At 64.9% G+C, this 22,610-nt stretch carries 8 protein-coding genes; all 8 read left to right on the forward strand.

Annotated elements, in window-relative coordinates:
- Positions 1-245 precede the first annotated feature (245 nt).
- The 8 genes from JJB99_RS16950 (at position 246) to JJB99_RS16985 (ending at position 22,576) form a co-directional block, all read left to right on the forward strand.
- A complete protein-coding gene (locus tag JJB99_RS16950; RefSeq protein WP_246775274.1) occupies positions 246-2,093 on the forward strand; it encodes a ShlB/FhaC/HecB family hemolysin secretion/activation protein in 1,848 nt (615 codons plus the stop codon).
- Positions 2,094-4,046, forward strand: a complete 1,953-nt coding sequence (locus tag JJB99_RS16955) for a DUF2341 domain-containing protein (RefSeq protein WP_200499789.1) — start codon at positions 2,094-2,096, stop codon at positions 4,044-4,046.
- A gap of 4 nt (positions 4,047-4,050) precedes the next feature.
- A complete protein-coding gene (locus tag JJB99_RS16960; protein WP_027559757.1) occupies positions 4,051-4,455 on the forward strand; it encodes an ExbD/TolR family protein in 405 nt (134 codons plus the stop codon).
- Positions 4,456-4,476: 21 nt separating this feature from the next.
- The gene (locus JJB99_RS16965) at positions 4,477-5,190 is read left to right on the forward strand and encodes a TonB C-terminal domain-containing protein (protein WP_246775275.1); all 714 of its coding nucleotides are present in this window, start codon (positions 4,477-4,479) and stop codon (positions 5,188-5,190) included.
- 81 nt (positions 5,191-5,271) lie between these two features.
- On the forward strand, positions 5,272-7,071 hold the full coding sequence (locus JJB99_RS16970) for a putative porin (protein ID WP_246775276.1): 1,800 nt from the start codon (positions 5,272-5,274) through the stop codon (positions 7,069-7,071).
- A gap of 2 nt (positions 7,072-7,073) precedes the next feature.
- Positions 7,074-7,667, forward strand: a complete 594-nt coding sequence (locus JJB99_RS16975) for a hypothetical protein (RefSeq protein WP_200499792.1) — start codon at positions 7,074-7,076, stop codon at positions 7,665-7,667.
- Entirely contained in the window at positions 7,664-8,683 is a 1,020-nt protein-coding gene (locus tag JJB99_RS16980) for a peptidylprolyl isomerase (protein WP_200499793.1), read from the forward strand. The genes JJB99_RS16975 and JJB99_RS16980 overlap by 4 nt, the downstream gene beginning before the upstream one ends.
- A 294-nt stretch (positions 8,684-8,977) precedes the next feature.
- The gene (locus tag JJB99_RS16985) at positions 8,978-22,576 is read left to right on the forward strand and encodes a filamentous haemagglutinin family protein (protein ID WP_200499794.1); all 13,599 of its coding nucleotides are present in this window, start codon (positions 8,978-8,980) and stop codon (positions 22,574-22,576) included.
- The last annotated feature ends 34 nt before the right edge of the window (positions 22,577-22,610 follow it).

Raw genomic sequence — 22,610 nt, forward strand, 5'->3', positions numbered from 1 at the left:
CGGTAATGTGACGAGACGTTATCGAGTAACGGCCAGTTCGCGATAGTTGCGTTATGTTGCGTGAAATCATCACTTCAAACGAAGCGCCTCGCGATGCACGCGAGAATCTTTTCGCGGCCCCTGCGGGCGCAACGTCTATCGGATAAGGGCCCGGCCGGCTGATCCGTTCCGGTTGGTTCGGTCTGTCCGAACACCTCTGCGGCAGCAACAGCTGACCGCATTGCGAGCATGATATCGAGGCTTAGGTGAATTCGCGTGATCTGCATGAGAGGCGCACACGCCGCCAGACGTCGGTTCGGTCGCGCGCCGTATCGCGAACGGGGACGGTCGTCGCACGCTTCTCGCGGCTCGCCTTCTGCGGCCTGCTGATCTGCGCGATCTGTGCAAGGCCGGCGCTCGCGAAGCCTGAGGCTAACGCCGCGAGGTCTGCTGCGGCGAAGCCCGCAGCCGCGCCGGCAGCGACCGCGCCTGCCAAAGGGACCGGGGAGGCCAACAAGGATGCCGGGGAGGCCAAAGGGACCGGCGATGCCAAGGGCGCCGGCGATGCGGCCAAGCCCGCCGCTCCGGAAGCTCATTTCGACATCGACGAGTTTCGCGTGGAGGGAGCCGACAATCTGCCGCAGATCGAGGTAGAGGCCGCGGTTTATCCCTTTCTCGGTCCGAACAGGAGCGCACAGGATGTCGAGAAGGCGCGCGCCGCGGTGGAGAAGGCCTATCACGACAAGGGCCTTCAGACCGTGAGCGTGGGCGTGCCTCAGCAGGATGCGCAGCGCGGCTTCATCGTGCTCGAGGTCGCCGAGAACCGGGTCGGACGTTTGCGCGTGAAGGGCTCGCGCTATTTCGACCTCAAGAACATCAAGGACAACGCGCCTTCGCTGAAGGAGGGAACGTTGCCGAATTTCCAGGACGTGACGAAGGACATCGTCGCACTCAATCGCTGGGCGGACCGGCGGATCACGCCGGCGCTGCGGGCGGGTGTCGCGCCGGGAACAGTCGATGTCGATCTCAACGTCGAGGATACCTATCCGCTGCATGGCAGCATCGAGCTCAACAACAAGCAGAGCCCGAGCACCACGCCGCTGCGGACCAGCGTCTCGATGCACTACGACAACCTTTGGCAGCTCGGCCACTCCATGACCTGGACCTACCAGGTCGCTCCGATGAATCCAAAGGATGCGATGGTCGTCTCCGGCTCGTATCTGGCGCGCACGGAGATCGACTGGCTCAGCGTTCTCGTCTACGGCCTCGTCTCCGACAGCGCGGTCGCGACGGTCGGCGGAGCGAACGTCATTGGTCCAGGCCAGGTCGTCGGTGGCCGCGCGGTCCTGACATTGCCGTCCAAGGGCGATCTCTTCCAGACCCTGTCGCTCGGCGTCGACTACAAGGAGTTCAAGCAAACGCTCAAGCTCGGCAGCGATGCCTTCGACTCTCCCGTGACCTATGTGCCGCTCGTCGGCACCTACGGCGCGACCTGGCAGGGCGACGGGCACCTCACGCAGCTCAACGCCACGATCACCGCCGGCCTGCGCGGCGTCGGCTCCAGCCGCGACGAGTTCGACGCCAAGCGCTTCGACGCGACCGCGAGCTTCATCACGCTGCATGCGGACATCTCGCACACTCAGGATTTCGCCGGAGGCTTCCAGCTCTACGCCAAGCTTCAGGGCCAGGTGGCGGATCAGCCGCTGGTGTCCAGCGAGCAGCTCAGCCTCGGCGGCCAGGACACGGTGCGCGGCTACCTCGAATCCGAGGTGCTCGGCGACTACGGCATCGCCGGAACGCTGGAGCTGCGCACGCCCAACCTCGCGCAATACATGCAGCAGAAGCTCCCCAATCCGCTCGGCGATCCCATCAAGTACAACGCATTCGACGAGTGGCGCTTCTTCGCGTTCGTCGACGGCGGCAACGCCAGGATCCATGAGCCGCTGCCGGATCAGCAATCGCATTTCGACCTCGCAAGCTATGGCGTCGGCATGCGCATGAAGACGCTTCGTTATCTCAACAGCATCGTTTTCGTCGGCATGCCGCTGACCAGTCAGCAGGTCACGGTCGCCAATCATCCGCGGATCAGCTTTCGCCTCTGGGGAGAATTCTAGATGTCGCTCCTTCGCTTTGGATCACGGCGCGGATACGGCCTGAGTGCGCCGGTGATGCTCGCTCTCCTCTTTCTCGCGGCGCTTTGGCCGAGCCCGGCGTCGGCGTGGTGGAACGACCAGTGGACGCTGCGCAAGAAGATCACGATCGATACCGCTCCGTCAGGTGCCGGCATCAGCGATGCGATCGGCACCGCGCCGATCCTGGTCCGGCTCCACGTCGGCAATTTCCGCTTCGGCGCGGCCAAGGAGGACGGCGGCGATCTTCGCTTCATTGCCGGCGACGACAAGACGCCCCTCAAGCACCATGTCGAGAAATACGACTCCCTGCTCGGAGAGGCGCTGGTGTGGGTCAGCGTTCCCGATCTGAAGCCCGGCACCAAGAACGACATCTGGCTCTACTACGGAAACCAGAAGGCGCCGACCGCGGTCGACGCCAAGGGAACCTACGATCCCGACACGCTGCTGGTCTATCACTTCAACGACCGCGCGACCCCGGCGCAGGACATCACGGCCTGGGCGAACTCCGCGCAGAACGCGGTGCCGGCGGCGGACGGCGCCATCATCGGGCAGGGCGCACGCCTTGACGGTCAGGCCGCGCTCACACTTCCCGGCTCGCCGTCGCTCGTCGTTGCCGAGGGCGGCGAGCTGACCTGGTCCATCTGGGTCAAGATGACCGCGCCGCAGCCCGGCGCCGTGCTGTTCTCCCGCACCGAGGGAGCGAACGGACTCACGGTCGGCCTCGACAACGGTGCCGCGTTCGTGGAGGTCGCAAATGGCGGCAACACCCAGCGTGCCGCCGGCGGGACGGCAATTGCGGCCGGCACCTGGCACCATGTCGCCTTTGCGGCCAAGGGCAGCCAGATCACGCTCTATGTCGACGGCAACCAGGCCGCGATCCTCGCTGCGGGCCTGCCCACCATGACCGGTACGGCGCAACTCGGTGCTGCCGCAAGTACGGCGGCTCCGGCCCCGGCAGCGGACGCAGAGGCCACCCCAGCCGCAGGCGACGCGGCCCAGGCGCCAGCGCCTGCCGCGGCTCCGGCCAGCCAGGCGTCGGGATTTGCCGGCGACGTCGACGAATTCCAGATCGCCAAGGTCGCGCGTCCGGCCGGATTCATCAAACTCGCCGCGATCGCGCAGGGCCCAGACCAGGCCAAGCTGATCTCGTTCAGCGTCGATGAGGAAACCTCAGGCTGGTTCAGCGGCGGCTATTTCGGCGTGATCCTGCGCTCGGTGACGGTCGACGGCTGGGTGGTGATCGGCCTGCTCGGGATCATGGCGTTCATCAGCTGGTACGTGATGGTCGATCGCGTCTCGTACCTGAACCGGGTTTCGGCCGGTAACACGATTTTCCTGAAGCATTTTCGCGAGACGTCGACCGACATCAGCGGGCTGCTTCAGCTCGATAGCCAGGAGAACGACCCCAGCTTCGGCGGCGAGCTCGGCAAGAAGCAGCGCAAGGCGGTGCATGCCGCGCCGCTCTACCGCCTGTTCGCGGCCGGCGCGCAGGAAATCCGGCGGCGCTTTGCGGGTGGCGGCTACCGCCGGCTGTCGCCGCAGGCGATCCAGTCGATTCGCGCCGTGCTCGACAGCGGCTTCGTGCGGGAGAGCCAGCGCCTCAACCGACTGATGGTGATGCTGACGATCGCGATCTCCGGCGGCCCGTTCCTCGGTCTGCTCGGCACCGTCGTCGGCGTCATGATCACCTTCGCGGCGATCGCGGCCAGCGGTGACGTCAACGTCAACGCCATCGCGCCCGGCATCGCGGCCGCGCTGGTCGCGACCGTCGCCGGTCTCGGCGTCGCGATCCCCTCGCTGTTTGCCTACAACTACCTGACGATCCGCATCAAGGACGTCAGCAGCGAGATGCAGGTCTTCGTCGACGAGTTCATCACGCGGATCGCGGAATCCTACGAGCTGCCGGACGAGCCGGTGAAGCAGGCGGCGGAGTGAAACCATGCAAGTCCAGTCCGAGAGCAAGCCGTACGACGACATCAACATCACGCCGATGCTCGATCTCGCCTACGTGCTCCTGGTGATCTTCATCATCATGACCACCGCGACCGTGCAAGGCATGAAGGTGAACTTGCCGAAGGCCAGCGCAGCGCCGTCACTCGCGCAGCAGACCACGAAGGCGATCACGGTCGCCAACGACGGCAAGCTGTTCCTCGACACCATCCCCGTGACGCTGCCGGAGCTCGAGCAGCGGCTGGTGCAGCAGCGTGCATTGACGCCGGAGTTTCCGATCGTCGTGCGCGGCGATGCCCAGACCCAGTACCAGAACGTCGTCGACGTGCTCGATATGCTCGGCCGCCTCAACTTCACCCAGGTCGGCATGGCGACCAAGCCGGTGGCGCGGTGAACCTGGCCGCATGTGATGCCGATGGACCAGCGCGACAACATCGACGAGAGCGAGAGACCGGCCTGGCGGCGCTATCTGCTGCTGGGCGGCGGTGGTCTGCTTGTCGTCGCGCTCATGGTCATGGGCGTCCTGGTGCTGATGAGCGGCGACAAGAACCCGCCGCGCAAGGTGAACGAGCTGCAGGTCACGATGGTCGTGCCGCCTCCGCCACCTCCGCCTCCGCCGCCGCCTCCACCGGAGCAGCAGCCCGAACAGAAGATGGTCGAGCAGATGCCGGTCAAGCAGGAGATGATCGAGGAGAAGCCGGTCGACATTCCCAAGGAAGCGCCGCCGGACGCGCCCAACGATCCCAACGACAGCCCGCCTTCGCTCGAAGCCAACACGACCGGTCCGGGGACCCTGAAGGGCGGCAAGGGCGGCCTGATCGGCGGCGGCGGTGGCGGCGGTGGAAGCAGCAAATGGGGCTGGTACGCCAGCATCGTGCAGTCGCAGATCGAGGCTGCCTTGCGTGCGAACGACAAGACCCGTCACGCGGTGATGCGGGTCAGGGTCCGGTTGTGGCCGGATGCGACCGGCCGGATCACCCGCGTGCAGTTGATGTCCTCCACCGGCAACGCTGAGCTCGACGCGGTGATTCGCGACCAGATCCTCAGCGGCATGACCTTGCGGGAGCCACCGCCGAGGGAAATGCCGACGCCGATCGTGATGCAGGTCACGGCGCGCAGTCCGGGCTGACGACACGGCAGGGCGGCGCAGGCCGTCCTCATAGACGAGTGAGAGAGTGGAAGAAGGGTTGGAGTCATGTGGGGTGCAGAGATGACGAAGCGACAGCTGGCAGGAAGCGCAGCGATCCTGCTTGCGCTAACCGTGCCCGCGTCAGCCCAGGACGAAGCTCCTCGTGGCAAGCTCCCGACGGTCTCGCGCAATTCGCCGCCGTCGTCCAATGCGACCGTCAACCTGATCAATCTTCTCGTGAAGCAGGGCACGCTGAGCGAAGAGCAGGCGGCCGCGTTGATCAAGCAGGCGGACGATGAGGCCTACGTCGCCCGTCAGGCGACGCGCGACGCCGCGACGAAGGCGGAAGGCGCGGAGAAGGCGGCAGCGACCGCGACCGAAGCGGTCTCGCCGCCCGGCACCAAGCGCGTCACCTACGTTCCCGAGATCGTCAAGAAACAGCTGCGCGACGAAATCAGGGCAGAGGTGATGGCGAAGGCGGAGAAGGAGAACTGGGCCTCGCCGGGCAAATATCCCGAGTGGGCGCAGCGGATCCGCTTCTATGGAGACGTGCGTGTGCGCTATGAGGGCGATCATTTCCCGGCCGGGAACGGCCCGCTGCAGAATTTCAATGCGATCAACACTGGAAGCCCGTTCCTCGAGGACAATTTCAACGCGGTCAATCCTTACCTGCCGCCGACCTACAACACGACGCAGGATCGCAATCGCTTCCGCTTTCGTGCACGGCTCGGCGCCGATGTCGATCTGTACGACGGCTTCACCGCTGGCCTGAGGATCGCAACAGGCGAGAACAGCTCGCCCGTCTCGACCAATCAGACGTTCGGCAACAATGGTGGCGATTTCTCGAAATACGCGCTGTGGCTCGATCGTGCGTTTATCAAATATCAGCCCGTGCAGGACTTCGTCGGCTCGGTCGGCCGGTTCGACAACCCGTTCTGGTCGCCGACCGATCTGGTCTGGTACAAGGAGATCGGCTTCGACGGCTTTGCGATTCAGGCCAAGCAGGAAGTCGCCGAAGGATTCACACCATTCTTCGTCGGCGGCGCTTTCCCCGTTTTCAATACCGATCTCAACGCCGGTCTCAACACGTCGAATCTGAGTGGACCGATCAAGTCGCCGAGCCGCGACAAATGGCTGTTCGGTGCGCAGGGCGGCTTCGGGGCGCGGTTCGATCCCGAAACGAGCCTGACGATGGCGGTCGCCTACTATGATTTCACCAACATGCGCGGCAAGCTCTCCAGCCCATGCCTCGTCGGCGCCGCAACCGATGTCTGCGAGACCGATATCCTGCGGCCGTCCTTTGCCCAGAAGGGCAATACGTACATGCAGCTGCGCAACATCCCGCTGGTGTTGCCGGCCTCGTTCCCGCCGAATGGTTCACTGAACTACCAGTACTACGGCCTCGCCAGCGACTTCCGTCCGGTCGTCGCCAGCGCCCAGCTTGACTTCGCGCAATTCAATCCGGTCCACATCATCCTCGACGCGGAATACGTCTGGAACACGGCGTTCAATCGCGGTGCCGTCGCCGCCGTCGCGGTGAACAATTTCGCAGGCACCCCGAGCGGCGCGGCCGGCGCCTTCAACGGCGGCAACCAGGGCTGGCTCGCGCGCCTGACGGTCGGCAACAAGGAGGTCAAGCATCTCTGGGACTGGAACGCGCATGTCGGCTACAAATATCTCGAGTCCGACGCGATGGTGGATGCGTTCGTCGATTCCGATTTCGGCCTCGGCGGCACTAACCTCAAGGGCTACTTCATCGGCGGCAATGTGGGCCTCGGCGAGAACATCTGGGCCTCGGTGCGCTGGATGAGCGCGAACGGCATTGCGGGCCTGCCCTATGCGGTGGACATCGTGCAGCTCGATCTCAATGCGAGGTTCTGACCATGCGGCTCCTGCGCCTCTCCTCCATCGTCGCATTGGCATTGTTGGTCCCCGCGACCGCGCGCGCGGACCAGGAAGGCGATCGCCTGCGCGAGGCGCTGCGCGCCGCGACCGCGCAGGCGAGAGCGGCGGAAGATCAACGTGCCGCGCTTCAGGCCAAGCTGACCTCGGCCGAGCAGGAACGTGACCGGCTGCGCAAGCAGAACGAGGCGTACCGTGCCCAGGTCAAGGAAGCTGAGCAGGCCTATCGCCAGGCCGTGAAGGACTTCAACGAACGCCTCGCCGAGCGCGACGATTCACTCGAGAAGTGGAAGACCGCCTATGCCGAGGCAGCGAGCGTGGCGCGAGCCAAGGATGCCGAGCGGGCCAAGTTCGAAGCCGAGGCGACCGCGTTGAAGGCGAGCACCAAGGCGCTCGAGGCCAAGAACGTCCGCCTGGGGAAGATCGCCGACGAGGTCGTGACCAAATACGAGGCGATGGATCCGTTCGAGAAGGTTCTCGACCACGATCCCGTGTTCGGATTGAAGCGGGTCGAGCACCAGAATGCAGCCCAGGACTTCCGCGACAAGATCCTCGAACAGAAGGCCAAGCCATGACCAAACATGTATTCAAGACCGCCTTGGTGGCCAGCGCGCTGGTCGCTGCCGTCTCGTCGATGGCCACGGCCCAGACCCGGAATGCACCCCAGCCTGCGCCGGCACCCGCGCGCCCCGCGCCTGCGGCACCCGCGCGCGCGCCGTCCGCCGAAGATGTTTCGGCGGTGAAGACCGGCGAGGTCATCGCGCGGGTCGGCGGCAGCGACGTGACCGCAGACGAGGTGAAGACGACGATCCAGCTTCTGGACGCGCGCCAGCAGGCCGCGATGGCGCGTGATCCGGCCCTGCTCAGCCAGACGGTGCGGGCGATCCTCGCCAATCGCCTCGTGCTCAAGGAGGCGACGGCCAAGAAATGGGAACAGCAGCCGGCCGTGGTCGCTCAGCTCGCGCGAGCGCGCGAAAACCTGATCGTCGAGAGCTATCTCCAATCCGTGACGACGCCGCCCGATAGCTTTCCGAGCGAGGCCGAGATCAAGAGCGTGTACGAGGCAAACGCCAGCGCGCTCCTCGTCCCGCGCCGCTTCCGCGTGGCGCAGATCGTGATCGCGGTGCCGAAGGATGCGGACAAGGCCGCCGAGGACACCGCGCGCAAGAAGCTCGATGACGTCGTCAAGAAGCTCAAGCAACCGGGCGCGGATTTCGGCGCGACCGCGCGCAGCTCGTCCGAGGAGTCTGATTCAGCCGGGCGCGAGGGCGAGATCGGCTGGGTCAACGAGCCGGATCTGCGGACCGAAATCCGCAGCCAGGTCACCGGACTGCCGAAAGCCGGCATCACCGAAGCGATCCGGCTCGATGACGGCTGGCATATCGTGAAGCTGCTGGAAACCGAGGCGGCGCACACGCGGCCGTTTGCGGAGGTGAGGGATGCCCTGGTGCAGCGCATGAGGGCGGAACGCATCGAGGCCAATCGTCGCGCCTATGTCGCGGAACTGCTCAAGCAATCTCCCCCCGTCGTGAACGAGATCGCGCTTTCGAAGCTGCTCGAGACGAAACCCGAGGCCGCGCCGTCGCGCTAGACCATCTTGTGTCTGATCAGTCCCGGCCAAATTGCGCGGCAGCGTGGTCTGGCCGGGTTTTTGGTCTTAGAACGGCGTCGATACGAAAGCGATATCGCGGTTCCAACCTTCCTGCCGCGTTCAACTGTTTCGCTCACCAATATCGTTAATCGTTAGTTAAGTATCATATATATGTAACAGTATATGTGATACCCCGACGCACACGTTGCGTGCTCTCAGCGGCGGCCGCGAAACCGGCCGGTGCGGCGAGGCGGCCGCCCTAAGCAACGCCCATTCCCGCTGGAGTGTGAACGCGTGACGATCGATCGGAAACCATCGGCCTTTTCGCTTCGCTGGCGCAGCATCCGGGCCGCGCTGCTCACCTCGACGGCCATTCTGCCCGGACTGATCAGTCATCAGGCCCAGGCACGCAGTCTCACTCCGGGCAATTCGTCGGTGGCCCCGGCCACCGCGGCTCAGCTGGCTGCCGGACAGGCGGCACAGCAGGCCGCAGCCGCGGGAGCGCAGGCGCAAGTCTCGCTCGCGCGCGCCGCTGCCGCATTTACCGCGGCACGCCAGGCGCAGCAGGACGCCGCCGCGGCGGCACAAGCTCTCAAGTCGACCTTCAACGGTGTCACGACCGGCGGCTTGATGCCGCTCGGCGGCGTCAAGGACGTCACCGCGCAGAGTGCCTGCGGCAATTCCTGCTCATCTCTCCAGCTCAACACGCCGGCCTCGTGGCAGAACGCCAGCACGACCTTCACCCAAACGGTCAAGGATGGACAGTACAAGGTCGACATCACCCAGACGCAGCAGAAGGCGATCCTGAACTGGGAGACGTTCAATATCGGCCGCAACACGTCGGTGAAGTTCGAGCAGCAGTCCGCGGATTGGACCGTGCTGAACCGCGTGACCGATCCGACCGGGTCCCCGACACAAATTCTCGGGCAGATGAGCGCGCTCGGCGGTGTCTACGTCATCAACCGCAACGGCATCATTTTCGGCGCCGGCGCGCAGGTCAATGTTCATGCGCTGGTCGCCTCGAGCCTCGACGTCGGTGCGCTGGGTATGACGCAGAGCGCACGCGACAACTTCTTTCTGGGTACCGGCATCAATGGTCCGAACGCGTTTTCCGTGGCGCCGACGCGCCCGCCGCAGGTGCCGGGCGCACCGGATGACGGCGGTTACGCGCTGGAGAACAACAGCTGGGGTGACGTAAAGGTCCAGGCCGGTGCGTCGATCAAGACCAGCACGGTCGATCTGGATTCACCGGGCTTCATTTATCTGTTCGGCCGGAACGTCTCCAATGCGGGCACGCTCTCATCTCCCGCAGGCGAGGTCGCCATGGTGGCCGCCCGCAGCATCAGCCTGGTTTCCGGCGGCTTTTGGAAGCTGCCTTCGGCGGTGCTTCCCAGCGGTGTGACTTATCGCGGAACCGACTTCCAGATCACCCAGTTTTCCGACGTTTATCTAGCGGGCGAGTATAAAGATGGCGGCGGCCTCGCGATCACAAACAATTACGCGGCGGGGACGGGCCTGATCAGCAATGACGGCCTGATCGAAACGCCGCGCGGCATCACCCAGATGAACGGTGACCGGATCACGATCGGCAAGACCGGCGTCATCTCGGCGGATACCGGCATCACCCGTAACAGCATGGTGCTGCTGCGCGCTGCGACCAGCGTCGACCTGGAAGGCACCATCAGCTCGCTTCCCTACGACGATCCGTTGACCAGCAGCCTGCCGCAAGGTGGAGGCACGGGCAGCACCGTGCAGAGCTTCGCGCCGGCCTATGTCGAACTGTCGGCCCAGACCTCGGTCACCGTAGGATCGAGCGGGCTGATATCGGCGCCCTCGGCGACCGTGGCGCTGCGCGCTATCGACCTCGGAACTGGGTTGAACGCTTCTTCTCTCTACACGAATACTACAACCGCCCTGTTTGGCACGCCGGGCGCCGCCCTCGGGCTCGGTGCAAGCGTCACCGGCCCGCAGCAGGTCCTACTCGAGGACGGCGCAACCGTCGATGTCGCGGGGCTGCAGAATGTTCTGCTCCCGGCCAGCTACAATTTCATTCCGTTCAAGCCGATCGGCCTCCCGTTCGCAGACATGCCGTTGCAGCGCGGCGGCGCATTGGATGGCCAGACGTTGTGGATCGACATCCGCGCGTCGGGGACGCGGAGCGACGGCACCACGTGGGTCGGAACACCGGTGGCTGATGCCAGTGGCACGATCAGCAACTACGGCCGCAGCATCCAGCAGCTCATGACGAGCGGCGGCGCCGTCAGCCTGCAAACGGACCGGAACGCAATTGACGGGGTGACTCCCAGCCGCAGCGTGATTACGCAGTCCGGTTCGGTGATCAACGTCGCAGGCGGCAACGTCACTTATCTGCCGGGCATCGTCTCGACCAGCGTCCTGCTCGGGGCCGACGGCCGCAGATATAGCATGACGAACGCCGATCCTAACATGACCTATGTCGGGCTCGCCGGCACGTTCACGGTCGATCACTCGCGTTGGCGCGTGAAGGAGGTCTGGTCGACCGCGACGCAGACCTATCAGCCCGGCTATACCGAGGGGCACGACGCCGGCGGCATCAACATCACCAGCGTCAGCCCGCAGCTCCAGGGCCAGATGTATTTCGGGTCCGCGGCGGGCGAGCGGCAAATCTCCCTTGGGCTCAAACCATCGGCGACGAATGGCGTCACCGCCACGCAAGCCAAGGCCGACGAACTCCCCTCGCAGGGATATCTCACGCTCAATCTCGCGAGCAGCGTCGTGATCGGCTCAAGCCCCGATTCGACGTCCGGCGGGTTGGGCGTGACGAACCAGACCAAGCATATCGCCAACGTGCCGGACCCGCCGGAATTCGCGCCTGTTGTGAAGGGCGCGGATTTCACCCCGACCAGTGCGTACCAGACCATCCTGTCAGCCGAGACGCTGTCGAGCTACGGTCTCAGCCTGCTGAAGATCAACAGCAATGATCTGCTGGTCACGCGCAATTCGGCCAACGACGCGGCAGGACTGCCCGACCTCAATTTCGCCGCCGGCGGAACGTTCTCGGCGACAACCGGCGGCGCCATCAGCGTCGCAGGTAACATCAAGGCCGCTGGCGGCCAGATCAGTCTCGTGACCGACGGCTATGCGTTTGCCAACGCAGCTAATACCGGAGCCCTCTTCCAGCGGGCCCAAACTGCATCCGGCAAGGACGATATCGTCGTCGAGGGCACCCTCGACGTCAGCGGCCGTTGGGTCAACGACACCGGCCAGCGCGGGACCGAGATGGGCGGCCCAGGATACATCGACGGCGGTTCGATTTCGATTGCGACGAACAACAACAGCAACCTTATCAATGGCGCCGACACGACCGGCAGCATTCTGCTCGCGCAGGGATCTCTGCTGGACGCCTCGAGTGGCGGATACATTTCTTCGACCGGGACTGCCAAGACCGCCTCGACCGGAGTCATGGCCGGCCGTGGCGGCAGCATTTCACTGACGACCTATCAGAGGGGTGCCGCGTGGCGCGACCCGAACGGTGGTTCGGGGCCTGAACGACCTACCACGGGCACTACCGCCCAGATCCAGCTCGACGGTACGCTGCGGGCCTATGGCTTCGAGCGCAACGGCACGCTGACGCTGGGCGCGGCGAAGACGATCACGATCGACAGCACCGCGCATGCGGACGCGAGTTCGGGTATCGTGACCGCCACCAGCACAGGGCTGGCGCCGGTCACGCTCGCAGCCTCGCGGCTGACAGGCGGCGGGTTTGGCGCCTATGTGATCGAATCGACTCCCGACGGCTGGACCGGCACCAAGGCGGCCATCACCGTGGCCGCGGGTGTGAATCTAACGCTCCAGCAGCAGAACCTCTCGAGCATTGCCGACTACAGTAAGGTTGGGACCGGCAGCAAGATTGCCGACGTCGCGTCCCGGGCCCGCTTGCCGGACGATCAGCGCAAGGCGGTCGATCTCACGCTGAAATCGGACAACATCCTGCTGGACACCGGCGCCGTGATTACGACCGATCCGCAGGCGAAAATCAGCTTGGGCGGCATCCCCATCTACACGACTTCGGATCCAATCCGGGAGCAGGCGGCTCAGAACGTGCTGCTGCGCGGCAGCATTATCGATCATGGCGGCACGGTCGTCGTGAACGCGCAGAAGACCTGGCTCGCATCGCAGGCCAAGGTCGACGTCTCCGGAACATTTGTGGCGAACTCTCGTTTCGGGCAGCCGAAAGGCCAACTTGTCAGCGGTACGGTCCTGACCGGCGGCACATTTACCATCGAAGCTGCCACGCCGAACGTTCAGGCCGGCACGCTCGCGAACACCTACACCCCGGGTGCTGTGCCATCCGGTACCTATGTCGTCGCCGAGCAGGGGGCTGTGGTCGATGTATCCGGCTACGCCACGTCGATCCAGGCCCAGGACGGCCACGGCGGCGCGGTGACGGTTCAGTCCTGGAGCGATGCCGGCACCGTCAAGGTCGATGCCGCCGCGTTCGTCTGGGGCGGCACCTTCGAAGCCAGGGGTGGACGCTCGGCCGACGGCACGCAGGTGATGTCGGCGGACGGCAAGACGCCGCTGGCCAATGGCGGCACCCTCATGCTCGGCGGCGCCGCGATGCTGCTGCAGCAGGATTCCGCCAATGTCACGGCAGCGCTGGCTGGAACCCTCGCAGGCGGCCCCGCGACGCTTGCCAACCTTGCCGGCAACGCGAATTCGCTCGTCGATCAGCTTGCCTCGGCGTCGGGGACGTCGTCTTCGATTTTCGCCGCAGTCGATCGGCTGAGCGCGTTCGAGAACGTCCTGCTCTACAGCGGCACGGCGCAAAATGGCGCCGCGCGAATCTTCACGGGCGTGTCGGGCAGCACCTACGGCATTGCCGCGCCGACATTGAATCCGTTGTCGATCTCGGGCTCCGTGACCTGGACATCCAACGACGGCCTGTCCCGCCTCTACGTCGCGGCCAGCTCGATCAGCTCCACACAGTCTGGCAGCACAGTCACGCTGGCCGCGCCCTACATGCTGCTCACGGGCGGGGGCGGCAGCAGCAGCACCGCCGGCAGTTCGCTGCACCTGGGCTTCGAACGCACCAAGGCGGGTGATCCGACATCGGACGTCATCATCGCCCGGACCATCGACGTCGAAAACGCCGCGTTTGCGGGCTTCAACGACATCCAGCTGAGGAGCTCCGGCGACATTCGTCTCAGCACTCCGAAGGTTGCCAACGGTCTCGCGACCTCGACGGATGCTCCGCGATTCAGCGGACAGATCGTGGCGGGTGGGGCCAACCTCATCCTCGACGCGCAGCGAATCTACCCGGTCTCAGATGTCGACTTCACCATTCAGACCACAGGCAACGTCACTTTCCAGGCCACTGCCGGCGGACGCAGCGACATTCCCCTGTCGGCCGGCGGCTCGCTCAGCGTCTATGCGGCGACCATCGACCAGAACGGCAACATCTTCGCCCCGCTCGGCAGAATCACGCTCGGCGATGACGGCACGGCGACCGGCAACACGTCGAAGATACCGACGACGTCGGTGACCCTTGCGCCCGGCAGCCTGACCTCGGTCACGCTCGCTGGTACCGTCGTGCCCTACGGCGAAACGATTGACGGCGTGAACTGGTATTACAACGCCAGTCTCCACCCTCTGCTGGCTGCGGCTAACGGGACGGAGCCAGTGCTGCCTTCGAAGGGGCTCGTGCTGAACGCGAGCGGCGTTGCGGTGAAGAAGGGCGCGACGATCGATACGCGCGGCGGCGGCGATCTTCAGGCGGCCGAGTGGATCCAGGGCAAGGGCGGCTCGCGCGACACGCTCGCGACGACCCCCTCGGGCCAGACCGTCTACGCGCTCGTTCCGTCGAGCAACGATCCGGTCGCAGCCCACGACATCCATTTCACCACTGCGCGCAGCCTCGATGCCGGACAAACCGTCAAGGCGGGGGATGCCTACCCGCTGGCGGGACAGCAGATCTATCTCAACGGCAGCACCGGCGTTCCGGCCGGCACCTATACGCTCTATCCGGGGCACTATGCGACCCTGCCTGGCGCCTTGCGCGTGGTCGACTATGGCAGCAATCTCGGGCGCAACATCCCATCGGGCACGACGCTGCCGGACGGCACCGTGCTGGTGACGGGACACTACGCCCAGTCGGTGCGGCCGGGAGCCTATTCGTCGGGCAGCGAGCTGTTCGCGATCCAGACCGGCGCGGTGTGGAAGCAGTACAGCGAGTACAGCTTCAACTCGGCCAACAGCTATTTCACCGACAAGGCCAATCACGACGGCGTCGCAATCCCGCGGCTGCCTGTCGACGCGGGCCGCATCGCGATCGTTGCGCAACAGCAGCTCCTTCTTGCTGCAACCGAGTTGAACGCGCCTGCCACGGATGGCCGCGGCGGCGAGCTCGATGTTTCGGTGAGCAAGCTCGCGGTGGTGAGCCCCAGCGTCAACGCGCAGACGTACGCGAACGCTGGCTACGTCGTCGTTGCGAGCGACCAGCTCAGCAGTTTCGAAAGCGTCTTGATCGGCGGCCTGCGCAGCGACACGGCCAAGGGTACCCTGATCACGGGAACCGCGTCCGAGCTCGTGGTGGATACGCCAGTCGATCCGTCGACGCAGACCGGCGGGCTGTTGCTCCCGGAGATCATGCTCGTGACCCAGTCGGGCACGACGACGCAGCAGACTGTCTCCTCGTCGTTCCAGGTCAACATCAGCGGGACCTGGTTCGATGGTACGTCCCAGTTCACCACCAATGCGCCCACGGCCACCGGCACCATCTCGATCGCCACCGGTAGCGTGATCAGGACCAGCGGGAGTGTTCATACGGGTGCGGGACGCAACTTCTATGTCGGCTCAAATCCGGGCGGCTACACAACGGCACAGCAAGTGGCCACGGCTCTCGGAGGAACGCTGGATTCCACCGGCACCGTCATCACCGGCGCCGATATCAACAAGATTCCTGTTAGCATTCCGGGGGTGTACGGCAGCAACCCGTCCACAACCGTGTTGTCCAACTATTACAGCCAGGGTCTTGGCGGCCTGTTGGTCGCGTCTCAGGATTCTACGATTTCGATCGCGGGACCCTCAGGGTCGCCGCTGACGATCCAGTTCACCTCGCTGGCAGGCAGCCTCCCGGTGCGCGGCGCCGATGGCAGCGGCGGTCCTGCCACTGTCACTTTGCCGGGCGGCAACGTCGGTCGCATCGAGATCGGGGCCGGCGCCCAAATCACGACCAACAACCTGTTCATGCAGGCAACTGCATCCAAGGACAGCATCGTCCTGAACAAATCCGTCACCGGCAATTCGAACGCACCGGCCGCCGTTATCACCGCGAACCAGGCGACAATCGCGGGCGGCAGCATCGGAATTGGAGCAAGCTCGCGCGACAGCGTGATCCTGAGCCAGACCAATCTGGATCAGCTCGCGGGCGTGAAGAACCTGAAGCTCGCCGCCGTCGCAGGCGACATCACCTTCTACGGCACCAACCTGATCCAGACGGCGATGCAGGGGCTGACGCTCGATGCGCGCGCGGTCACGGGCACCGGCGGCAATAGCAGGATCGAGGTCGGCGGCACCGTGACGCTGGTGAACACCAGCGGCGCGACTGGTACGTCGGCGCAGGCCGGTGTCGGCGGAAGTCTCAGCATCGCCGCGACCGATGTCGTATTCGGGGGCGGCAGCCAGACGATCGCGGGATTCTCGCAAGTGAACCTCGCTGCCAGCGATCAGGTGCTGTTCAAAAATCAGGGCGCGCTGACGCTGGGGACTGGCGCCGACGTGGTCGGTCTCCAGATCGTCACGCCGCTGGTTTCGGTGGGTGGCAACACCTCGAAGGGCGGCGGATCGTTCGTCGTCGCCACGTCCGGCGCCGTCAATATCGGCGAAGCCATCGTCGGCGATCCCGGCAGCCCGCCTGTCCGCGCCAATGCGCCCAAGGACAAGGCTGACACCGGCGGCAGCTTGCTCGTCAAGGGCGGCAGCGTCAACGTCGGCGGCTTTGCCGATGATCAGGGCAAGCAGCGTTCGGGCAGCGTCATCCAGGCGCAGTCCGGCTCGATCACGCTGGAGGCGACGACGGGAGACGTCACGCTCGACCACAACGCCTATTTGTCGGCGCGCGGCTACGCCAAGAACTTGATCGACACCACGACCTATCTACCTGGCGGGAAGATCGTGCTGAAGGCCGATCTCGGCAACGTCGTCACGCGCGGCGCCAGCGCTTCGGCCAAGGGCAGCGACGCCAGCGTGATCGATGTGGCGCAGCCGGACGGCGGCATGGGTTATGGCGGACAGGTCCAGATTCTCGCGACCGCCGGTCAGGCGACCGTGCTCGGGGATCTCCGCGGCAAGGGCGGCAACGGTCTCGGCGGTGGCCTGCTGATCGACGCCAACAGGCTTCAGGTCGACAGCCAGGGCTTCACGCCGAGGGTGGCGCTCGATCCGCTCGCGGACAAGTTGCTGGCGGGCGGCTTCACAGGCGCGGTCGACATCCACACCCGGACCGGCGATCTGATCCTATCCGAAGGCCACACGCTCAAGGCCAATTCGGTCACGCTCACGGCGGACGACCAGACCTGGAACGGCAGCGACCCGACGCAGCAATTCGGACGCATCGTCGTCGCAGGCACGATCGACGCCAGCGGCTATGCCGGCAAGACGGCCGACGGCACCGGGCAGGCGGGTGGAAAGGTCAACCTTTACGCCGCCAACGAAATCGACCTGCTGACGACGGGCGTCATCAATGCATCGACCGAGCACAGCGATGAGCGCGGCGGCGATGTGACGATCGCGATCGGCTGGGGCGCCAAGAGCAACGCGGGCATCGACCTCCAGCCGGGCTCGCGCATCGACGTCCATGGCGGCACCAAGGGCGGGTTGAGCGGCGGGACGGTCCTGGTCCGTGCGCCCAATGACGGCGGCAACGACGTCTACATCACGGAGATCGGATCGACGATCACCGGCGCCCGCGACGTCACAATCGAGTCGTTCGTCAGCTTCAGCACCAACGGCCAGGGCGGAATCGATGCGTCCTCGCTCGGCTGGAACGGCGTGCTCGATCCGGGCGGCTCGGTGGCGAAGACGAGCCTGAAGGTCAACACCGTGTATGTGCCTCCGGGCAGCGGCGGGTCCTACACCCAAGTCCCAGATGTGATCTTCTCTGCGCCTGCGATGTCGGCGACCGGCCTCAAGAGCATTTCGATCGCCTCGACCAGCAGCTGGTTCCACCTCGACCCCAATTTCGTCGGCGAAGTCGTGATCGAGGCGCCCGCGGGCGGACGCGCCGCAAGCGGCACCGTGACGACCGACGCGAACGGCGTTCCGACCTTCACCATCACCAATGCGGGCAGCGGCTTCACCGGCGCGCCGGCGACGATCCGCTTCTACAGCCAGGGCGTTCTGGTCAGTACGGCACACTTGACGAGCAGCGACTTCGCGAGCGCGCAGTTGACGACGACGGCCAATCAGGCCCAGGGCACCGCGGTGATGGGGCTCAAGAGCATCTCGATCGCCTCGACCAGCGGCTGGTATCACCTCGATCCCAACTTCTCGGGCAATGTGGTGATCCAGTCCGCCTCGGGCGGCGCTTCGGCGACCGGAACCGTGACGACGGACGCGAACGGCGTCCCGACCTTCACTATCACGGGCGCCGGCAGCGGCTTTACCGGCGCGCCATCCACGATCCTGTTCTATCAGGGCGGCAAGCTCATTCTCACCGGGCATCTGACCGCCAACGATTTCGCCAGCACCGTGATGACGGTCGTCGGCGTCAATGTGACGAATGCCGGTGCGGGTTACGCCGTCGGCAGTAGTGCCACCCTCAGCTTCTCGGGTGGCGGCGCCGGCGCGACGCAGGCGGCTTCAGTGAGCGCGGACATGGATACGGCCGAGGCGACGGGCTCGGGGGCGTTTGCCAACGTGACGCTGCGGCAGTATGTGCAGGGCAACTTGACCTACAACACCAGCACTGAAGTCAAGCATTTCGGTTTCAGCGGTGCGATGGATCGGGTGGTCAAGCCGCTCGCCGACCGGCTCGGTTCAATGGTGCATCTGCGGCCCGGCGTCGAACTCGTCAGTCCGGATCCGACCATCAACGGCGGCAACATCACGGTCGCCAGCAACTGGAATCTGGCCGCCGGCACGGTCGGGAAGCTGACGACCGACAATAAGTTCGACCCCAGCACCAGCTATGTCGATTTCGTCTACCGCTACCTGGCAAATTACGGAAGCGTGGACGCTCCGAAATACGGGGTCGAAGCCGGCGCGCTGACACTGCGCGCCCTCAACAACATCAACGTGAACGCCTCGATCTCCGATGGGTTCTTCCAATTCGGGGACTACCTGAACGCGACCTACAAGGGTGACGTCAGGACCTATCTCGCTAAACCTCCTGCACGCACAATCGACGGTAACAACCTGAACAATTACCTACCGGCTCCGATCGCGCCGTACAAGACGACCGGAAATGTGATCAGCCCGACTGCGCTCGACCTCAATGAGGCAGATCTGTTCCCGCACATGCTCAATGTCTGCGTTAGCCATTGTGGGGATGCCGACTCTGCGCCGCACGATCCGATCGCGATCACCAATCCCGGCTCGTGGTCCTACCGTCTGACGGCCGGCGCCGACATGGGAAGCGCCAATCCAAACGCGATGCAGCCGCTCGCAAGCGTGAGCGGCCGTGGTGCTGGAGATGTCATCGTAAACAACCACGTCCCGGCCACGGACATCGCGGCGGATCTCAATCTTCCGACCATGGTGCGGACCGGCACCGGCAGCATCTCGATCGCGGCCGCGCGCGACGTCAGCTTCGCCGATACCGTCGCGCCGGGCGTCATCTATGCCGCGGGCGTGAACACGGCGCGATACGCCAACCCGTATGATGCGTCCGGCAAGGTGACCGATGTCAACGGCTTCCTTGAGCCGCAGCTGTTGAGCTATGGCAGCCCGAAGCAGGGCAACGTCGAGGTGGTCTACGGGGCACCGACTGCCGCAGCATTCCCCGTTGCTGCGGGAGACGTATCGGTCGTCGCGCAGCAGGACATCAAGGGGTACAGGAACGTCACGACGACGAACCCACTCACTAAAACCGCCGTCCTGTGGAACGCCTACTATACACCCTGGCTGATCTCCCATGCCGGCGCGACGGACTCGGCCGGCGCCCCAACGCTGGGCGCAGGCGTGTTCGCTCCTGCCTCAGGCAGCATTGGATCGCAGACTGCCTGGTGGATTCAGTACGCCAGCTTCCGGGAGGGAATTCTCTCGGCCGGCGGCAACGTCAATGTGGTGGCGGGACGCGATCTGGTCGATGTTTCGGTCTCGCTGCCTACGACCGGGCGGGTCACCGGAGGACTTGGCGCGCTGAGCACGCCGCAGACCCAGCTCTACGGCAGCGGTAACATGACGGTGCGGGCGGGCCGCAATCTGCTGGGTGGCTCGTATTACGAAGGCTCGGGTCACGCGAGCATCCAGGTCAGCGGCATCGTGGATGCCAAGGGCACGATCACGCTCAGGGACCTTACGACCGCGCCCAATTACACGCTGCTGGCGGTGGACACTGGCCAGATCAGCATGATCGCGGGCGGATCGATGGCGATCGGCGGCGTGGTCAACCCGGCCCAGTTGCACGTTCAGTCGCCGACGCAGAGCAATCCCGCGGGTAAGGGGGCCGGCCTTCTCATGAACACCTACGGACCGGATAGCGCGGTCAATCTGGTTGCGATCACCGGAAACCTGAATATCGCGATGCCGCAGACCTTCGGTACGACCCCCTGGCGCAACCCCGGATTGACCTACCCTGCGAGCTTCACCGCTATCGCGGCGGGCGGGGATATCACCACAAACGGGCTCGTGACCAATTCATCGACTCTCAATCCCGGATTGCCCGGCATCGTCCTGACCGGCTCGCAGAATGGCACGTTTGAGTTGCTCGCGCAGGGCAGCATCGATCTGACGGGGGGGTACACCAATCTCTCCACCATCGCGCCGTCCATTTCGGCGGGACCTTCCCTGCTGGATACGGCGTTCGACCCCTACCAGCCCAATAACGGCATGACAGGCGCCTCCAGTTCCGCATTGCTGGCCCACCGGGACGATCACGATACCAACCCTGCGCGCATCTACGCCGTGTCGGGCGACGTCTCGGCGGTGGCGACCATGACAAGCTTCATACCGACTGGCGCGATCACTTCGGCCACGCCGATTGACTATTCGAGGATCGAACTCAACCGGCCGGCGAAGATCTACGCCGGCCGTGACATTCTCAATCTCAATCTCATCGCCCAGAACGTCGCTGCGGACGACGTCACCACCATTCAGGCAGGGCGCGACATTCTGTACAATTACGTCCCGGCGTTTGCCACCGGAACATTGCCTACAGGTCTCACACAACCTTCAATTTGGGGGGGAACGAGACGTAGCCTTGGTGGGCCTGGCCTGCAGATCGCCGGCTCCGGTTTCCTCGTCGTGCAGGCCGGGCGCGACCTCGGGCCGTTCCTGCCCGCGACGCGCGACAACAATGCGTATACCCAGGACCAGGAAGGCATCGCCTCGATCGGCAACGCCAGCCTGTGGCCGATCGGCAACCGATATGTCGGCCTGGGCTCGAGCGGCACCTACGACGTCACGCTGCTCGGCCCCGCCAATGCGATCGCAAAGAAGCGCAATGAGCAATTGCCTGGCACCGGCGCCGACATCATCACGATGTTCGGCGTCGCCAACGGCATCAACTACGATGGCTATTCGACCGTGGATCAGGCGACCAATCAGTCCGTCTATCATCCCGGCGTGATCGGCACCTATATCGATCCCGCCAACGCCTCTCGCGTCGATCACAACTACATCAGCGAGCTGAAGGATTTCCTCGTCAACATCGGCCGGCCGGCCGGCAGCGACGCGGAGGCATGGAGCATCTTCCAGGCATTGCCGAAGGATCTTCAGCACGTCTTCGCCGACAAGGTTTTCTTCGCCGAGCTCAAGGCGGTCGGCAAGGCGCAGTCCGCAACGTCCGGCAACTACCAGCGCGGTTACGAGGCGATCAACACCATGTTCCCGTCGGACTTCGGGTACACTAAGAACACGCTTGGCGGCGGCACCAACGGCGCCAATGCGCTCAAGCACACCGGCGATCTCGACCTGCTGCACGCGACGATCCAGACCAGGCTCGGCGGCGACGTCTCGATCTTCGGCCCGGGCGGTACCATCCGCGTCGGCTCGCTCGCGATCGAGCCGAATCCTCTGCTCAAGCCGAACGATCTCGGCATCCTCACGCTCGGCCGTGGCGACATCAACACGTTCACGGACACCAGCGTGCTGGTCAATTCGAGCCGCGTCATGACCCAGCAGGGCGGCGACATCCTGATGTGGAGCTCGAACGGCGACCTCGACGCCGGCCGCGGCGCCCAGACCACGCTGTCGTTCCCGCCCCTAGCGGTCGTGTTCAACTCCGACGACTATCAGAGCGTCGATCTCGGCGGCCTCGTTAGCGGTGCCGGCATTGCCGTGGTGCAGAGCTCGAAGCTCGCGAGCAAGTCCAACGCCTATCTGCTCGCGCCGCGCGGCACTGTCGATGCTGGCGAAGCCGGCATCAGGGTGTCCGGCAACCTCACGATCGCGGCGGTGCAGGTGGTCAATGCCGGCAACATCCAGGTTGGCGGCACCGCGACCGGCATCCCGACCGTCACGGCTCCGAACATCGGTGCGCTCAGCGCGGCCTCGAACACGGCCGGCGCTGCGGCCAAGTCGGCCGAGCCGCCGACCGCCGGCGGCAACAACGATCGCGCCTCGGTCTTCATCGTCGAGGTGGTCGGCTACGGCGGCGGCGACAGTGGCGGCCGGGATTCCGGCTCGTCCGGCAATGGACAGGGATCCAAGTCCGACTCCAAGTCCGACGACCAGGAGCGCAAGCAGCCGTAAGTCGGGCTGGCGCGAAACAGCAGGGCTCAAGGGG

Origin of the sequence: Bradyrhizobium diazoefficiens (genome assembly GCF_016616235.1) — a bacterium.
GTDB lineage: Bacteria > Pseudomonadota > Alphaproteobacteria > Rhizobiales > Xanthobacteraceae > Bradyrhizobium > Bradyrhizobium diazoefficiens_H.